This window comes from Polynucleobacter sp. MWH-Loch1C5 (genome assembly GCF_018881775.1).
In the GTDB taxonomy this organism is placed as follows: domain Bacteria; phylum Pseudomonadota; class Gammaproteobacteria; order Burkholderiales; family Burkholderiaceae; genus Polynucleobacter.
In genome coordinates, this window is record NZ_JACVPR010000001.1 from 392435 (window position 1) to 410010 (window position 17576).

The 17576-nt window shown below is 46.6% G+C and carries 18 protein-coding genes; 10 read left to right on the top strand and 8 right to left on the bottom strand.

Features of this window, described 5'->3' with window-relative positions:
• Window positions 1-6: 6 nt before the first annotated feature.
• Window positions 7-1440, top strand: coding sequence for a ferric reductase-like transmembrane domain-containing protein (locus tag ICE94_RS01980; RefSeq protein WP_216148106.1), 1434 nt, complete (start codon window positions 7-9; stop codon window positions 1438-1440).
• On the opposite strand, the gene ICE94_RS01985 is transcribed toward ICE94_RS01980, so the two are convergent.
• Complete coding sequence (locus ICE94_RS01985) at window positions 1429-3348, bottom strand: ATP-binding cassette domain-containing protein (protein ID WP_216148109.1); 1920 nt, start codon at window positions 3346-3348, stop codon at window positions 1429-1431. The two genes, ICE94_RS01980 and ICE94_RS01985, sit on opposite strands and share 12 nt — an antisense overlap.
• A gap of 56 nt (window positions 3349-3404) precedes the next feature.
• Here ICE94_RS01985 and ICE94_RS01990 point away from each other — a divergent pair, with 56 nt between their 5' ends.
• The 3 genes from ICE94_RS01990 (at window position 3405) to ICE94_RS02000 (ending at window position 6451) form a co-directional block, all read left to right on the top strand.
• The gene (locus tag ICE94_RS01990; RefSeq protein ID WP_216150839.1) at window positions 3405-4151 is read left to right on the top strand and encodes a pseudouridine synthase; all 747 of its coding nucleotides are present in this window, start codon (window positions 3405-3407) and stop codon (window positions 4149-4151) included.
• Window positions 4152-4251: 100 nt separating this feature from the next.
• A complete protein-coding gene (yegQ, locus tag ICE94_RS01995; RefSeq protein WP_216148112.1) occupies window positions 4252-5553 on the top strand; it encodes a tRNA 5-hydroxyuridine modification protein YegQ in 1302 nt (433 codons plus the stop codon).
• 43 nt (window positions 5554-5596) lie between these two features.
• Window positions 5597-6451, top strand: a complete 855-nt coding sequence (locus ICE94_RS02000; protein WP_216148115.1) for a transglutaminase family protein — start codon at window positions 5597-5599, stop codon at window positions 6449-6451.
• Here ICE94_RS02000 and ICE94_RS02005 read toward each other — a convergent pair.
• Window positions 6438-6740, bottom strand: a complete 303-nt coding sequence (locus ICE94_RS02005; protein ID WP_216148118.1) for an antibiotic biosynthesis monooxygenase — start codon at window positions 6738-6740, stop codon at window positions 6438-6440. The genes ICE94_RS02000 and ICE94_RS02005 overlap by 14 nt on opposite strands.
• A gap of 14 nt (window positions 6741-6754) precedes the next feature.
• Entirely contained in the window at window positions 6755-7135 is a 381-nt protein-coding gene (crcB, locus tag ICE94_RS02010) for a fluoride efflux transporter CrcB (protein WP_216148121.1), read from the bottom strand.
• 65 nt (window positions 7136-7200) lie between these two features.
• Between crcB and ICE94_RS02015 the strand changes: the two genes are divergently transcribed.
• Together ICE94_RS02015 and ICE94_RS02020 are read left to right on the top strand one after the other, a co-directional pair.
• Entirely contained in the window at window positions 7201-7752 is a 552-nt protein-coding gene (locus tag ICE94_RS02015) for a TIGR00730 family Rossman fold protein (RefSeq protein WP_216148124.1), read from the top strand.
• Window positions 7749-9191: an MBL fold metallo-hydrolase RNA specificity domain-containing protein gene (locus tag ICE94_RS02020; protein ID WP_216148127.1), complete on the top strand. Its 1443-nt coding sequence runs from the start codon at window positions 7749-7751 to the stop codon at window positions 9189-9191. Before ICE94_RS02015 ends, ICE94_RS02020 begins: the two co-directional genes overlap by 4 nt.
• On the opposite strand, the gene ICE94_RS02025 is transcribed toward ICE94_RS02020, so the two are convergent.
• From ICE94_RS02025 to ICE94_RS02035, 3 genes are read right to left on the bottom strand one after another with little or no spacing between them, the layout of a single operon-like run.
• Window positions 9177-9530: a hypothetical protein gene (locus ICE94_RS02025; RefSeq protein ID WP_216148130.1), complete on the bottom strand. Its 354-nt coding sequence runs from the start codon at window positions 9528-9530 to the stop codon at window positions 9177-9179. The genes ICE94_RS02020 and ICE94_RS02025 overlap by 15 nt on opposite strands.
• Window positions 9531-9586: 56 nt before the next feature.
• On the bottom strand, window positions 9587-10840 hold the full coding sequence (locus tag ICE94_RS02030; protein ID WP_216150841.1) for an NAD(P)/FAD-dependent oxidoreductase: 1254 nt from the start codon (window positions 10838-10840) through the stop codon (window positions 9587-9589).
• Window positions 10840-11310 carry a DUF4442 domain-containing protein gene (locus tag ICE94_RS02035; RefSeq protein WP_255539054.1) on the bottom strand — a complete coding sequence of 157 codons (471 nt, stop codon included), beginning with the start codon at window positions 11308-11310 and terminating at the stop codon, window positions 10840-10842. Before ICE94_RS02035 ends, ICE94_RS02030 begins: the two co-directional genes overlap by 1 nt.
• A 90-nt stretch (window positions 11311-11400) precedes the next feature.
• Here ICE94_RS02035 and ilvD point away from each other — a divergent pair, with 90 nt between their 5' ends.
• Window positions 11401-13110 carry a dihydroxy-acid dehydratase gene (gene ilvD / locus ICE94_RS02040; protein ID WP_216148133.1) on the top strand — a complete coding sequence of 570 codons (1710 nt, stop codon included), beginning with the start codon at window positions 11401-11403 and terminating at the stop codon, window positions 13108-13110.
• Window positions 13111-13197: 87 nt separating this feature from the next.
• Here the strand turns inward: ilvD and ICE94_RS02045 are convergent, their stop codons facing one another.
• Window positions 13198-13683, bottom strand: coding sequence for a copper chaperone PCu(A)C (locus ICE94_RS02045; RefSeq protein WP_216148137.1), 486 nt, complete (start codon window positions 13681-13683; stop codon window positions 13198-13200).
• A 123-nt stretch (window positions 13684-13806) separates the two neighbouring features.
• Between ICE94_RS02045 and ICE94_RS02050 the strand changes: the two genes are divergently transcribed.
• Complete coding sequence (locus ICE94_RS02050; protein WP_216148140.1) at window positions 13807-14565, top strand: metallophosphoesterase; 759 nt, start codon at window positions 13807-13809, stop codon at window positions 14563-14565.
• Window positions 14566-15984: a bifunctional serine/threonine-protein kinase/universal stress protein gene (locus tag ICE94_RS02055; protein ID WP_216148143.1), complete on the top strand. Its 1419-nt coding sequence runs from the start codon at window positions 14566-14568 to the stop codon at window positions 15982-15984.
• Between the two features lie 10 nt (window positions 15985-15994).
• Here the strand turns inward: ICE94_RS02055 and ICE94_RS02060 are convergent, their stop codons facing one another.
• Window positions 15995-16882: a DMT family transporter gene (locus ICE94_RS02060; RefSeq protein ID WP_216148146.1), complete on the bottom strand. Its 888-nt coding sequence runs from the start codon at window positions 16880-16882 to the stop codon at window positions 15995-15997.
• A gap of 115 nt (window positions 16883-16997) precedes the next feature.
• On the opposite strand from ICE94_RS02060, the gene ICE94_RS02065 reads away from it, so the two are divergent.
• Window positions 16998-17576 carry a TMEM165/GDT1 family protein gene (locus ICE94_RS02065; RefSeq protein ID WP_216148149.1) on the top strand — a complete coding sequence of 193 codons (579 nt, stop codon included), beginning with the start codon at window positions 16998-17000 and terminating at the stop codon, window positions 17574-17576.

Consider the following 17576-nt stretch of genomic DNA (forward strand, 5'->3'; position numbering starts at 1 on the left):
CAAAGAATGCCAAAAACTATAGTTAGACACCTTGCCTACCTGTTTTATCTAGGGGTTTTGATCCTACCCATACTGGTCCTTGATCATGAAGCGGCATTGATTCGACCATTCAGAGACCAACTCTCCTCATATATAGCCCTCATTGCTCTCAATATTCTTTTACTAGAATTTTTCCTCTCAGGCCGTATCCGTTTTTTATCGAGGCACCTCGGACTCGATTGGATATTGCAAACGCATCAGCTATTTGCTCGTGTTGCACTCGCTTTTTTAGTCATCCACCCATTTATTTACTCACTACCTAACCACCCCAATCATTCCCCGGGTCCAGCCACTTCAGAATATTTGGGCATGAATGGTGCAGGTCTGATCAGCGGTATTGCGGCACTGATCGCCTTGATAGCAATCGTGGCGCTTGCTTTAGGGCGCGAAGAAGCAAAAATGCGCTATGAAACATGGCGCTTCACACACATGCTACTCGCCGTGATCGTCAGTGCTCTAGGGCTTTACCATGTCTTAGCCGTTGGCTTTTACATACAACAACAGACTCTACAGATCTATTACCTAGGCCTGGGGGTCTTAGCAACCCTGTCTTTGGCATGGACCTATATTCTGAAACCCCTCACCCAGAGCAGAGAAGCCTATGCCATTACCAAAATTGAAAATATCACTTCACAGCAATTTCTCTTAACGATCAAAAAATTATCTGGCTCTCTGCCACAGATCCAACCTGGCCAATATCTTTGGCTGAAATATGGCTCAAGCAAACCTTATCCTGAAAATCCTTTTTCGATTGCTCTCGTTAATCACGAGCAAAAGGAAATGAGTCTTCTGATCAAAGTAGTCGGTGACTTCACTGCCCAATTACAACAAGCCCGCATCGGGGAGCGTATCTATATTGATGCAGCCTATGGTGACTTTGCGCAACAGGCTCTGAACTCTGAAAAACCGATTGTGATGATTGCCGGTGGCATTGGACTCGCGCCATTTTTAAGTGTCTTATCCAAAGCCAAAGAAATCGCTTTCAAAAACAAAATCCACTTCATCTATGGCAATCGCCTTGAAGATCAAATCATCGATATCACCAAACTGATACAACTGGCCGATTTGAAATCATTCACTATCGAGACGATAGTAAATGAGCCTACTGCCGCGTATACAGGGCTTTGTGGAATGATTGATTTAAATAACATCCAGACATCATTACAAAAAGCCCAATTAAATCCCAAAGAGTGCTTGTTTTTTATTTGCGGACCTAGCGCCATGATTGATGCCACCGAAGCAGCTCTTGAACAATTAGCGGTGCCACTGGCGCAAATTGATGCAGAGAAGTTTCAATATAACTTAGCTGCCCATACGCCAAGAACCCAAGCAACCCTAGCTCGCTGCCTCATAGGTACTCTATTGATTATCGCCGTGAGTGTGTGGCGCTCACTGAGTTGAGCGCTGATCTAACACTTCCCAACGCAACATGAGCTTCTCAATTTCTTGCTCAATCATCTGCAATTGATGCTTTAACTGAGGCACTTGCTCTGCACCTGCCTTATATAACTCGGGCTTAGCTAACTCTTCCCCAATTCTGGCCTGCTGCGCTTCTAATAACTCAATTTGTTCTGGTATTTTTTCCAGTTCAGCACGCTCTTTACTATTGAGTTTCTGAACTGCATTCTTTTTCACTTCTGACTTAAAAGTGCCGGGCTTCTCGGCTTTTTCATTTTTACCGCTTTTATCATGTGCTACAGAATTAGCTATAGCCTGAGGGGTTGAGCGAGCTTTTTGAATTTTCCAATCCTCATACCCACCCTCATATTCTCGCCAATATCCATGACCTTCATAAGCAATCACACTCGTGACTACGTTATCCAAAAAGGAGCGATCATGGCTGACTAAGAAAACAGTTCCCTTGTAGTCCTGTAATAGCTGCTCTAAGAGATCAAGGGTGTCAATATCCAAATCATTCGTTGGCTCATCTAATACCAAGACATTGGCTGGCTTCGCAAAGAGTCTAGCGAGCATCAATCGATTTCTTTCGCCACCCGATAAAGATGCAATGGGAGATGCGCTACGTTCTGGCGCAAATAAAAAATCTCCTAAATAACTCTTTACGTGCTTGCGCGTGCCGTTAATTTCGACCCATTCACTACCGGGACTAATATAGTCCTCAAGACTTAATGCTAAGTTGAGCCCATCACGCATTTGATCAAAATAAGCAATCTCTAACTGTGTGCCCTGCTTCACATGACCACTCTGCGGCTCAATCAGACCCAAAATAATCTTGAGCAAGGTTGTTTTTCCTGCTCCATTAGGCCCAATCAAACCGACCTTATCGCCACGCAAGATAGTGGCCGAGAAATCAAGCACGATTGGTTTATCGTACGCCAGACTCACTTTGTCTAGCTCAGCCACAATCTTGCCACTTCGAGCACCCTGTGCAATATCGAGCTTCACCTGCCCTAAAGCTTCACGTCTTTGGGCACGCTCAGCTCGTAAACGCTCTAGTCTGGCAATTCGGGCGACACTACGTGTGCGCCTGGCCTCTACACCCTTACGAATCCAGACCTCTTCTTGAGCCAATAATTTATCTGCACGTGCTTGCGCCAAATTTTCTGCGTTTAATTCTTGCTCTTTTTGTGCTTGATAAGCCGTAAAGTTCCCTGGGTAACTACGCAAAATACCGCGATCTAATTCCACAATACGGGTACTAATTCGGTCTAAAAATGATCGATCATGTGTCACAAATACAATGGCGCCCTGATAGGCCAAGAGCGTTTCTTCTAGCCATGCAATTGAGTCTAGATCCAAATGATTCGTGGGCTCATCTAGGAATAAGACATCGGGAGCGGCGACTAAAGCTTGCGCTAAAGCGACCCGCTTACGATTACCACCGGATAGATCTTGAATTTTGGCTTCGGAATCGAGCTTAAGACGTTGCAGTGTCTCTGTGATTCTTTGCTCCCAATTCCACGCCCCCAAACTGTCAATTTTTGTTTGAAGTTGATCGAGTTCTTCTTGAGTCGCCTCACTCCATGCCTGATGTGACAGTTCTTCATAACGCTCGCGCGCATCCTTAGCGGCTTGCAGGCCCCGTGAAACTGCTGCAAAGATAGTTTCTTGTGATTCCAAAACAGGCTCTTGCGCGACATAGGCCATGCGCAAACCTTGCTGATATTGCAACAAACCATCATCTGGCTTCTCTAGGCCCGCGAGAATTTTAAGTAGGGAAGATTTGCCAGTGCCATTTCGGCCAATGAGCCCCACTCTCTCTGCGCCCTCAAGAGAAAAATCTGTATCCGCTAAAAGATCGACGTGGCCAAATGCTAATTTGGCGTGTGTAAAAACAATGAATGCCATCCCTACATTATCCTGCTAAAGCACTGAAGGCCTGTGGAATCGTTGATAATGTCACTGTGGAAAAAGTAAGAATCTCTAAATTAATGTCAGAACGAGGGCTATGCTCACGTCGCGAAGCTGATCAATACATAGAGCAAGGTTTAGTGCTGCTCGATGGCGAAGTAGTCACCGAACTGGGCACACGCGCCTACCCACATCAGACCATTGAACTCAAAAAAGCAGCTCTGGTTCAACAAGCTAAACGCTATACGATTTTGCTCAACAAACCCGTGGGGTACATTTCTCATTTTGATGAAGAGCGTCAGTATCAGCCTGCCGCATCCCTCATTACACCCGAAAATCACTTTATCCCTGCCCAGCAACATCATCTTGCACAACAATTACCTGCCAAGTTCAACACAAAAGGTCTAGCGCCTGCAGGACGCCTAGATATCGACTCAACAGGCTTACTCGTCTTAACGCAAGATGGTCGTATTGCTAAATTACTCATTGGCGAAGATAGTCCAATCGAAAAAGAATATCTAGTCAGAGTCTCCGGTCAACTGAGCGATTCAGGCTTACAACTACTCAATCATGGCCTCAAGCTCGATGGCGTACCTCTCAAACGCGCAAAAGTCAGCTGGCAAAATCAAGATCAATTACGTTTTGTCCTACGCGAAGGTAAAAAAAGACAAATTCGTCGCATGTGTGAATTGGTGGGCCTCAAGGTGATTGGCCTTAAAAGAATCCGTATTGGACAAGTTACCTTAGGGCAACTCCCGGCGGGAAAATGGCGTCATTTATTGCCCTCTGAGCGCTTCTAAACCCGCATTCGAGTCTTATAAGCCTTAATTTCGGTGGTATTTCCTTGATTCAGCAAGGTTTTGCCGACACTTTTTAGGGAAAAAGCCTAAAATATGGGCTATGAAGAAACCTGAACTCCTTGCCCCTGCCGGTAGTCTTGAAATGCTCAATACTGCTTTCGCCTTTGGTGCGGATGCGATCTATGCTGGCCAACCACGTTACTCATTGCGTGTTCGCAATAACGAGTTTGGCAATCTCGATATTTTGCGCCAAGGTATTGATCGTGCTCACGAGCTCGGCAAGCACTTTTATTTGGTTTCTAATATTTTTCCGCATGGCTCCAAGACCAGAACTTATGTTGAGGACATGAAGCCTGTGATTGCCCTCAAACCCGATGCGCTGATCATGTCTGATCCTGGTTTGATCCTATTGGTACGCGAAAACTTTCCTGAGATGCCGATTCATTTATCAGTGCAAGCCAATACAGTGAATGGTCAAGCCGCACGATTTTGGCGTTCAGTAGGTATTTCACGCGTCATCTTATCCCGTGAACTCTCATTAGATGAAATTGAAGCGGTGCGCCAAGATTGTCCTGAGATGGAGTTAGAAGTATTTATCCATGGGGCTCTATGTATCGCTTACTCTGGACGCTGCTTGTTATCGGGCTACTTCAATCGTCGCGACCCTAACCAAGGTACTTGCACAAATTCATGCCGCTGGGACTATAAAGTGGCTCAGGCTCAAGAAGATGCAACCGGGGATATTTATTTACTCGAAGAAGGTAATCGCCCTGGCGAATGGATGCCCATTGAAGAGGATATGCATGGCACCTATATCCTCAACTCAAAAGATTTACGTGCGATTGAACACGTACAACGTTTAACCGAAATGGGTATCGACTCATTAAAGATCGAAGGCCGCACCAAGTCGCCCTACTATGTGGCACGTACCTGTCAGTCTTATCGTGCAGCCATTGAAGATGCAGCTGCAGGTCGTCCACTCAACCCTGAATTACTGGGTCACCTAGAAGGCCTAGCAAATCGCGGCTATACCGACGGCTTCTATCAACGTCATCATGATGAAGATTATCAAAACTACTTACGTGGCTATTCTTTATCAGGTCGCAGCTTATATGTTGGCCAAGTCACTCACTATGATGAGGCCCGTGGCATGGTGCAAATTGAGGCCAAGAATCGTTTCGCCATGGGTGATCGATTAGAAATCATTGAGCCACAGGGAAATACTGATATTGTTTTAGAGGAGATCTATAACGATAAGGGTGAGTTGATGCGCGTAGTTCCTGGAGCAGGCTATAAAGTTTGGGCAAAGTGGCCTAAGACGACCGTGGGCGCATTTGTGGCTCGCTATGTTGCTCAAGACAACGCATCCAAATTAGAGCAAATTCAAATTATTGAAGCCTAAGGGTGTGTTCTAATGCATTCAATCGTTTTAGATTGAAAACTGCATGACGACTAGCAAACATCTCTATCACCTCACGCATTATGAATATGATCGTGCGGTTCAACTCAGCCCTCATGTGGTTCGCCTCAAGCCTAGCAAAGATTGCCGCACCCCGATTACAAACTACCATTTAAATATTCAGCCGATACCTCAATCACTGCACTGGCTCACAGATTTTTATGGCAATGATGTAGCACAATTTGATTTGGGTTCCAAAACAGAATCCCTAATCGTGGAAGTTCACTTTAGTGCTGCTATTGATCAATATCAGGCCCATGAAAACTGGCCCAACCCTGATTTAGATATCGCCTCATGGCATCATTGGCATGCCAGCGCATTTAATCTGAGCCCCTATCTTGGCGTTGAAAATGTCACTCCTCGATTAGGAGAATTTCTCAACCAGTGGCAAAGTCAGCGTGCAGTCTATTTAGAAGACCTTCAAGAAATAAACCAAGGTGTTTACAAAGCAATCCGCTACGTAGTGCGTGAAGAAGCTGGGGTTCAAACTCCAGAACAAACGCTTACTGAGGGCTCAGGCTCATGCCGTGATTCTGCTTGGTTATTAATTCATGTTCTCCGACACCAAGGTATAGCAGCCCGTTTTGTCTCAGGCTACTTACTCGAAGACACCCAAGCCAACGAGCACCAAGAGATGCCCAGAACTAATGATTTGCATGCTTGGTGCGAAGTACATATTCCAGAAATGGGCTGGGTGGGTCTAGACCCCACCTCAGGGCAATTTACAGGCGCTCACCATATCCCCGTGGCCTATGCTCCAGAACCGATGGGAGCAGCGCCGATTTTTGGTTATCTAGATGAGTGCCAAGCCACACTCCAACACACCATCAAGCTGACTTAGATGAGAGCGTGAAATGCTCTACTTGAGGCGGGTTCAAAAAGTAAGGACCGACATGAGAACGCCAGAGAGCAAACGCATCAGAACCACGAAAATCGACCGTGTGATTTTCTAAAGTATCCCAATAAATCATGAGAAGAAAACGGCCGGGTTGCTCGATACCCGCATTCAACTTATAGCCCCGAAAACCTTTGGCAGGAACAATCGCAGCCGCAACCCCCTGGGCAACGGCTTGTTCGAATTCAGCACGTTTTGCGGGATCAATTTGAATATCGACAACTTCTAAAATCATGAGGGTCTCCTTTTTTATGATTGGGCTGCACGCATGACGGCAATGCCGAGAATAGTGCAAATAATACTACCCGTTACATGCAATGCGATTGTGAATAAAGCACGGCCATAATGGGCTATCTGCAACATATTGACCACCTCTATACTAAATGCAGAGAAGGTAGTTAAGCCGCCTAAAAAGCCAGTCATGATCAATAGCTTGATATTTTCAGAGGCGCCATCGTGTAGCGCAAACCAAGTAAAGGCTAAACCAATTAAAAAGCCACCCACGCAGTTGACTAAAAGGGTTCCCAAAGGAAATAGACTGAGCCAGGGGTTCAACCAAAGGCTGACTAGCCAACGACAAATAGCCCCTAATGAGGCACCTGCACTAATGGACAAGATAGCTGCAATCATTTTCTAATTTTTTCCTACAAAGAGCAGGGATAGTGCTCTTGAATAATCTGGATTATGCTCTACTCATGAGAAAAAATATATGTGTCTTTTGCGGCTCTAAGTCGGGTGAAAATCTAGAGATTATCGAACGTGCCGCGAGTTTGGGTCGACGTATTGCACAAGAAAATTATGGCATTGTCTTTGGTGGTGGTCGCTACGGTCTCATGGGTGCAGTTGCACAAGCAGCTTTAGAAGCTGGCGGTCATGTCACCGGCATTATTCCTACAGGTTTATCTGAGCGAGAGCCGGTACAACAGCAATTGACAGAATTATTTGTAGTCGATGACATCATCGCGCGCAAACGTTTAATGATCGATAAATCCGACATCTTTGTTGTCCTGCCTGGTGGTTTAGGTACCCTGGATGAGCTGTTTGAGGTTTGGACAGGTATTCAAATCAAAGCTCATGAAAAGAAATTGGTGATTGCTAATTGGTACGGCTACTACGATACGCTCTTGAAGTTCATGAAGGAAATTGATGCTCAAGGCTTCCTCAATGGTGATCATTTAAATGCTGTAGCAGTCACTCAAGATTTGGATGATCTGATGGCAATCATTCAACAATCTATCAAGCCATGAAAACCCAATTAAATATTGATTTCTTTGGCGCCGCAGGTGAGGTGACGGGCTCCAAACACGGCCTGTCAGGTCAGTGCTTAGGCCAGCCATTCAAGATACTCATTGACTATGGGATGCACCAAGGGGGACGTGATGCTGATGAGAAGAACTTACGTCACTTGCCATGGGATCCCACTGCAATAGACGCCATCACACTAACGCATGCACACATCGATCACAGCGGTCTTTTGCCACGTCTATGCGCTCAAGGCTTTAAAGGTCATATTTACTGTACAGCAGCCACCTTTGCTTTATTAAAAATCCTACTACTGGACTCAGCCCATATCCAAAAGAACGACTATGATCGCGCCGTAAAGAAAAAAGAGCGCGGTCGCTATCGTGGCGAGTTACCGGCTGTTTTGTATAGCACGCATGATGTCGAAGCCTGCCTTAAAAAGGTTAAAGTCATTGATTACAACAACCCGACTGAGATCTTGCCTGGTATTACTCTAGAGTTCCATAACGCGGGACACATTCTAGGCTCAGCGATTGCAACTCTAGACTTCCGCTTAGATTCAGATAACAGTGAAACCTATCGCGTGACCGCTTCTGGAGACTTGGGGATGTTTAATAAACCCTTACTCCCCAACCCGGAATATATCCATCGAACAGATGCTCTATTGATCGAGGCAACCTATGGCGATCGTGACCACAAATCCTTAGATGAAACTCGCGCAGAACTCACAGAAGTCATTAATAAAACATTAGCTCACGGCGGCAATATCATCATGCCAGCATTTGCTGTAGGACGTGCTCAAGAAATTTTATTGATGCTGATGGCTTTAGTAAAAGCCCAAAAAGTTCCCGAACTCCATGTATGGCTCGACTCCCCCATGGCAGTGGCGGCAACGCATTTAACTGAACAATATTTTTCGGAATTAGATGAAGACGCTCAAGCCCTGATTACTTGGTACAAACGCAATCCTCATGCACTTCATTTGCGCTTTGTCGCTGATGTTGAAGAATCTAAAGCGTTGAATCGCATTCGCAGTGGCGCTGTCATTATTTCTGCTAGTGGCATGTGCGAAGCCGGTCGTATATTGCATCACCTGAAACACAATTTACCTGATGCTCGAAACGCCATCATCATGACTGGTTTTCAGGCATACGGCACACTCGGTCGGCGCATCGTAGATGGTCAAACCATGGTACGGATCATGGGAGAGGAAATTAATGTCAAAGCCAGTGTGCATACGATTGGCGGCTTATCGGCTCATGCTGGACAAGCTGATTTACTGAATTGGTTAAAGGGTTTTCAGCGAGCCCCACAAAAGACTTATATCGTCCATGGCGAGACAGAGCCCACCCAGATCTTCCAGAAAAAAATAATGAGTGAGCTTGGCTGGCTAGGAGTCCAAGTGGCGAAAGCCTTGCAACATGAGCGACTACTTGATCAATAAATCAGAATGCTGATTCAAGGGCTCTTCATCTGGGACTGGGTAAGAGTCAGCTGAGTAACGTGGTCCCTTCATGATGATGACTAAAACGCAGCCCACAGTGAGCGCAATCATCATTGAAATATAGAAAAAGAAGAAGCCCCACAAAAAGAAATCCATTTGCATGATCCACTCTTGACTTCTGGGCATCTCAACCCAACCTGCATAGGCACGACCCATGAGCCCTAAGCCAGGCAGAAGGACAAAACCGGCAAACCAGAACCAGTGTATTTTCTTAAAAATACGCCATTCCCAGCCAGCGGCAGAGCGCACGACGGGTTGATGTTTTTTGAGCCAATCCATGAAAGCATTTAATCACCAAAGCAAAACCTGCGTGATGACCTAGCTCAATGTTTGAGTTAATTTTGGGGCTTATTGAGAGCAGAATGAGGGCTGGGCAATGCGTTAGCACATGCATAAGCACTAGACCATGCCCACTGGAAGTTATGCCCACCTAGATGCCCTGTGACATCGACGCATTCGCCAATGAAATATAAACCTGGATATTGTTTAGACATGAGCGTACGGCTATTTAAGGCATGTGTATCTACACCTCCGACCATGACTTCAGCCTTTTTCCATCCCAAGGTGCCAGCGGGCTTAACATGATAAGTGCACAAGAGTTTCGATAAGCGCTGTCGATCTTTTTTCCCAACCTCAGCCCACTTACGCCCTGCTAAACCAGCCTGCTGTGCAAAATACTTGGCTAGCCTAGTTGGCAATACCGTCGCCAATAATGTTTCCGTTTGCTTTAAACGCAGGCTCTCATCATTGAATAAAGCGTCACACGCTGGACTGCTGATAAATTCAATCTCTAAGGTCTCACCCTCTAACCAATAACTACTCGCTTGTAAAACCGCAGGTCCCGAAACACCCTTGTGCGTCAGTAACAAATCTTCATCAAAGTGACAAACACCATAATGCGACTGGCTTCCCGCACGAATCACGACTGGCAAACTCAGGCCGGCGAGTTCTAAAAGGTCTGCCTGTGCCTCATCAGTAAAAGACAATGGCACTAGAGCCGGCCTCACAGGCACGATTGGTATTTGCAATGCCTGAGCAAAACGCAAAGCAAAGTCAGTAGCGCCAATAGCCGGCACCGGTAAACCTCCAGTAGCCATCACGACCGCGGGTGCATGACAAACAATCTCTTGATCATTTTTGAAAATCGTGACTGACCATGTGCCATCCTGCGGCGCGATATTTTGTACCTTAACAGGATGCCAAAGATCGACTTGGCCAAGTTGACACTCTTTGAATAACATCGCAATGATGTCTTTAGCTGAATGGTCACAAAATAACTGGCCACGATGTTTTTCGTGATACGGGATTTGATAGCGCTCCATCAATGCAATAAAGTCACGTGGCGTGTACTGCGATAAAGCACTTTTTACAAAATGTGGATTTTTAGACAAGAAGTGATTGGGGCTAGAGTGAAGGTTGGTAAAGTTACAGCGCCCTCCACCACTAATCCTGATTTTCTCTCCTAAGACCTCGGCATGATCCAGTAGCAGGACACGCTGACCCAACTGACCCGCCTGTCCGGCACAAAATAAGCCCGCCGCTCCAGCACCGATGATAATCACATCAAAATCATGGGGCTGAGCAGACATCATGCCCTTTTCTCTTGCTTGGGTTTTTTCTTACGCACATAGAGCGTTTTTGTGATTCGGGCAACGACATCGCCCTCTTGATCAATAACATCGACCACAAAATCTTTTAGGACTTTTGCACCCTCTTGGGCTGCAACAATAATTGCTTGTAGATCTTCTTCATTTAACTGAAAGCTAGCCTTGACTGTGCCACGGCCCGGTTTGAGAAATTCTATTTTGGCGGCTTGGTCCCAAACCACGTAGGCTTTTCCTAAATTAGCTTGCACCATCATCATAAAAAATGGGTCCGTCATGGCAAACAGGCTACCCCCGAAATGAACCCCAACGATATTACGGTTAAGTAAACCCATGCGCAATCGCACTTTGGCGCTTCGATAATCCCGACCAATATCTAAGACCTTAATCCCCGCACCAATAAAGGGTGGCCAGCAGTTCATGCCAAACTTGAGGAGAGTAGGATTAAGTTTCATAGGCTGCAGTTGACGGTTTTGTGATTATTTTGCAAAAAGTAGGACAATACGGTTTTTAGTCATTAATAACTAGAATCCGGAGATTATTTCATGTCAGAGCAAAATAAGCCAAAACGCCTCAACGAGCGTTCTAGAATGATTACTGAGGGCGTGGCTCGAGCACCTAATCGTTCTATGTATTACGCCATGGGTTATGAGGAAGAGGATTTCCAGAAACCGATGATTGGTGTTGCCAACGGGCATTCGACGATCACACCGTGTAATAGCGGTTTGCAAAAACTCGCGGATGCGGTGGTTGACGCCATTGAAAATGGGGGTGGCAACTCTCAATTGTTCGGCACACCAACAGTGTCTGATGGTATCGGTATGGGTACCGAAGGCATGAAATATTCTCTCGTCTCCCGTGAAGTGATTGCTGACTCGATTGAGACTTGCGTCAATGGCCTCTGGCAAGACGGTGTAGTAGTGATTGGTGGCTGCGACAAAAATATGCCCGGCGGCATGATTGCCCTAGCGCGTACCAATGTCCCTGGTATTTATGTCTATGGTGGCACGATCAAAGCGGGTCATTACAAGGGTAAAGAACTCAATATCGTGTCTGCATTCGAAGCCGTTGGCGAATTCACATCAGGCCGCTTATCAGAAGAGGATCTCAAGGGCGTTGAACAACACGCTTGCCCAGGTAGCGGTTCATGTGGTGGTATGTATACCGCCAACACCATGAGCTCTTCATTTGAAGCTTTGGGTATGAGCCTGCCTTACTCATCGACCATGGCTAACGAAGATCAAGAAAAAGTAGAGAGCGCCGCCGAGTCTGCACGCGTTCTGATTGAGGCGGTTAAACAAGGCATTCGTCCGCGCGACATCATCACTAAAAAATCTATCGAAAATGCTGTGAGCGTGATCATGGCTGTAGGTGGCTCAACGAATGCCGTTCTGCACTTCCTTGCGATTGCTAGTGCTGCTGAGGTGGATTGGACGATTGACGACTTTGAAAGAATCCGTCGACGCGTACCTGTGATTGCCGACATGAAACCCTCAGGCAAATATTTAGCTACTGACTTGCATGAAGCAGGTGGTATCCCACAAATCATGAAAATATTGCTAGATGGCGGCTTGTTGCATGGCGACTGTATGACTATCACCGGTAAGACAGTTGCAGAACTTCTCAAAGATATTCCCTCTAAGCCCCGTGCTGATCAAGACGTGATTCGTACTTTGGATAATCCAATTTATGCTCAGGGTCACCTAGCGATTTTGAAAGGCAATCTATCACCCGAAGGTTGCGTAGCTAAGATCACAGGCTTGAAGAACCCTAGCATTACCGGTCCTGCACGCGTGTTTGATTCTGAGGACGACGCTATGACTGCCATTATGGCGAACAAGATCAAAGCCGGTGATGTGGTTGTGATTCGCTATGAAGGTCCTAAAGGTGGCCCTGGTATGCGCGAAATGCTCGCCCCCACCTCTGCTTTAGTAGGTCAAGGTTTAGGTGAGAGCGTTGGACTCATCACGGATGGTCGTTTCTCTGGGGGCACTTGGGGTATGGTCGTGGGTCACGTGGCACCAGAGGCCTATGTGGGCGGCACGATTGCGCTCGTTCAAGAAGGTGACTCAATCACGATTGATGCGCACCAACAGTTGATTCAGTTGAATGTGGATGAGGCAGAAATTGCCAAACGCCGCGCCGCATGGAAGCAACCTAAGCCACGCTATACACGCGGCCTCTTGGCTAAATATGCCAAGTTAGCCAGCACAGCGAGTAAAGGTGCGGTGACAGATCTGAATTTAGATCTCTAGGCACTCGTGCTGAGCTCGATCATCAGCTCAGAAAGATAAAAGGCCACTACATAGTGGCCTTTTATTATTGTGGTGAGGATAAAACGATCAGTGCTTATGGCTACCGTGGCCACCATGACCAGAATGTCCACCCTTCATATCGATGACTTTGACCTTGATCTCAACTTCGCCTGCTTTTTCAAAGCGTAATTTGACAGGCACAACCTCTCCAGCCTTGAGCGGGCCATTCAGATCAATGAACATGAGGTGTAAGCCACCTGGCTTTAATTCAACCTTACCCTTCGCAGGTACATCGATTGCTTTTACTTCACGCATTTTCATGACATTGTCTTCCATACTCATCGTATGTAATTCCATGGTCTTAGAAGCAGGCGAAGACGCAGATAAAAGACGATCTGCCGCACCCTTATTTTCGATAGTCAAGAATCCACCACCCGCTTTTTGAGCAGGAACCGTGGCTCGCGCGAAGGGTTTTTCAATCTTGATATCGCCCACTCTAAATTCATCAGAGGCAAAAGCGATACCTGAGAGACTCAAGAGAGTCGTCAATAAAGCAATACGTAGTGATTTCATTTTTTCTCCTCGAATGGCTAATTTGACTTCATTGTAGCTTTGCAGAATTGGCAAAACTTGCGTTATCTCAAATTATGTGGATTTTGTCAGGAATTTGACCCCCTCATGCCCTATGATTGAAAGATGAGTTTTTCTAGAAAAATTGCCCTATTTGCTGATCTCCATAGCAATTTAGAAGCTTTTGAAGCCTGCTATGAACACGCCCTTGAAAACGGCGTGGGTGAGTTCGTTTTTTTAGGTGACTTGGTGGGCTATAACGCCGACCCAGTAGCAGTCCTGAATCGCATCATGGATTTAGTTGCCAGAGGCAGTGCCCATGCCATTCTTGGTAATCATGATGAAGCTATCTTTACAGATCACTCCACTCAAATGAATGCCAATGCCTGGCAAGCAATACAGTGGACGCGTGCTCAATTGAGTAATGAGCATGTGGAGTTCCTGAAAAGTCTACCCTTAGTACATCAAGCTGAAGATGTAAGCTATGTCCATGCGAGTGCAGCCAAACCAGAAAAATGGCCTTATCTAGACTCAGGTCTTGCGGCTTGGCATTGTGCTGAAGCAGCCCAAACGACCTATACCTTTGTCGGTCATGTGCATGAAGCCACGGTTTACTATCAAAGCACAGTTGGTAAATTAATGCGCTTTCAGCCACATGCCGGCGAGCCTGTACCGATGTCGCGTCACCGTCGCTGGGTGAGCGTGGCAGGATCGCTCGGTCAACCTCGAGATGGAATACCCCAGGCAGCCTACGCCATTTTTGAGCCCGAAGAAGAACAGACAACTTTCTTTAGGATTTCTTATGATCATTACCGCGCAGCCGATAAGGTCATACGAGCAGGTCTACCCCAAGATTTAGCGAATCGCTTACTCACGGGTCAATAAATGAATCAAGAACTTCAATCAGTCGCTGAACTCTTTCAGGCAGGGAAAGAAATTGATGGCTTTCGCCTCGGTGAAGAAGTTCACCGTGGTGGTATGGCAGTTTTATTTGAAGCCTTTAAAGAAGGGGTTGATTACCCCCTACTCATGAAGGTACCGCGCATTGGTCGCGATCAGCCAGTAGAAAGTCTGATTGGATTTGAGACTGAATTGATTTTGATGAAGACAATCAAAAGCCCCTTCGTACCCAGAGTCGCTGGCACGGGCAACATGGCGCGTAAGCCTTATATCGCAATGGAAAAAATCACGGGTCAGTCTTTACAAGATTTACTCGAGAATCAAGGGGGTCGCCTTGAATCCATCGATGATGTGATTCAGATTGCTGCTAACTTAGCCTTAGCGATTGCGAGTTTGCACGCCCAGGATGTGATTCATCTTGATCTCAAGCCAGAAAATATTCTTTTAGGCCCCAATCATCAGGTTTACTTAATTGATTTTGGCTTGGCTCACCACACACGCTACCCCGATTTACTCGCAGAAGAAATGCGTAAAGGCGTGGGCTCCGCTCCCTATATATCTCCCGAACAAGTGATGGGCATCCGTAACGATTGGCGGAGTGATATCTATGCTTTAGGCGCAATCATGTATGAAATGCTCACCGGTGAATTTCCCTTTGGAAATCCATCCAGCCTGTCTGGGCTGCGCAAACGGATGTGGTCACCAGCGATTCCACCGCGGGTACTTCGCAAAGAAATTCCTGCATGGTTACAAGAAGTGGTTCTGCGCTGCCTAGAACCTTATGCAGCAGAGCGCTACCAAAGCGCCACACGTATACGCCAATTACTCAAATCACCAGAGAGTGTCAGCATCACGGCACGCGGCGAGAATCTATTACCGCCGAGCCTTTGGCAAAATATCAAACTCTGGTTTAAAGCAGCTGGGTACGAACCTTCTAGCTGCCCCAAACCGAGTAGCGCACAAGATAATGCGCCACTCATCGTCGTGGCTATTGATACACGCTCTCACGATGAAGTCTTACGTGAACGCATGCAACAAACGGCTAAAGATCTTTTATATGCTTATCCAGAAAGTCGCTTGATCTGCTTAAGTAGTATTACAGGAACCCCCGCCTTTGAGGGTGATCAAGAAGCAGAAACCGCCACCGGTATTGTGCGCGGGCATTTAGTGCAACTCATGGATTGGGCTAAACCATTGAAACTCTCTTCTGAACGAGTGTCATACCATGTTCTTGAAGCACTCGATCCCGCCGCTCGTATTGTTGAATTCGCCAACGATAATCATGCTGCCATGATCCTGATTGGTGCCTCTCATAAGATACCGACTAAAGTGGCGCCTTGGCGCACCTCTATGACGAAGATTGTTGAAGAAGCGCACTGTAGCGTGCATATTGTTCGGGCTTAGAGGTCTAGGCTTAATTCTTTTTACTACCGCCTAGCAATCCGGTAGTGAGCGCCGTACCTAGAACAATCACTGCGCCACCCAACAGCATGAGGGGAGTGAATGCTTCAGCCAAAAAGATCTCGCCCCAAACGACCCCAAACAATGGAATTAAAAAAGTCACCGCAATCGCTCGCGCCGGACCGAGTTCATCGATCAGCTTGAAATACATGATGTAGGCGTATGCGGTAGAGATAGTACCCAAACCCAACATCGCCCAATAGACCTTGACTGGGAGCGCCTGCGCAGGCCAAAGATAAATTGCTAGCGGTAGGAGATAAAGTGCCCCTAAGAACATACTGCCAAATGTGAGCTTTAAGGGGGGAATATCAGCACAGGTGCGCTTAATGTAGTTGGCAGCCGCACCATAAGACAAGGTGCCTAATAAGGCGCTCGCCACAGGAATTATGGCAGCCTCAACGCCTTCCAATAATCGTTCAGCAACTAAGATGAGGACACCACAAAAACCTAGAAAGAGACCTAGAGCACGTGCTGCCGACAAAGACTCTTTAAGAAACAGGTAAGCCACCAATGCGCCCCACAGAGGTGCTGTGGAATTAAGAATCGCCCCCACCCCAGCACTGAGTGTTTGCATGGCAAAAGCGATCAAGCAAAAAGGAATAGCCGAGTTAAAAAGTGCAACTACAGATAAACGTCTGAACTCTGGCGCTGCTATTTTTAAATGTATGCGCCAGCCGGTCATCAGCAAAAAGATGGGGATGAGTGTCAAGGCCGCTGTAGCGAGCCTTAATTGAGCTAACACAATGGGGCCTAAATCATGAATCGCTAAGCGAATGAACAAATATGAAGCACCCCAAACAGCGCCTAGCAGAACAAAATGAATAGCCTGATTCAATGACATTCTGTGATTATCCTACTAAAGACCTGTACAACAAGTTGATCAAGACTCTAACGGGCTAGCTCATAGGCAACCCGATACAATCATAGGAGTCACTCTTTGCAAAGAATAAATACATATGGACTTCAATACTTTCGCCCTCGCTACAGGCGTTGTTGCCTTAGCTGAAATCGGCGACAAGACTCAACTACTCTCACTGATGTTGGCTGGTCGCTACCCCAAACAGCACTGGGCCATCATCGCTGGTATTTTTCTAGCGACTATTTTGAATCATGCTCTGGCTGCGTGGTTAGGTCACTGGCTCACCCAATGGTTCGACCCCCAATGGCTGCAATGGATCTTAGGGGGTAGCTTTATCGCCATCGGTCTATGGTTACTCATTCCAGACAAACTCGACGAAAATCAAGCAACACCCCCTGTCAAAGGCTTTATCCAGGTCTTAGGCATTACTACAGCCTTGTTTTTTATTGCCGAAATGGGCGATAAAACCCAACTCGCCACGGTGGCATTGGGGGCAAGGTATGATGACTTATTCGCAACCGTCATTGGCACGACACTGGGCATGATGCTAGCCAATGCCCCAGCGGTTTGGCTTGGGCAGCGCTTTACAAAGTGGCTCCCTGAGCGCTGGGTACATGCCATGGCTGCCATTATTTTTATTGCTATTGGAATAAGTAGTTTTATTTTCTTGAATTAG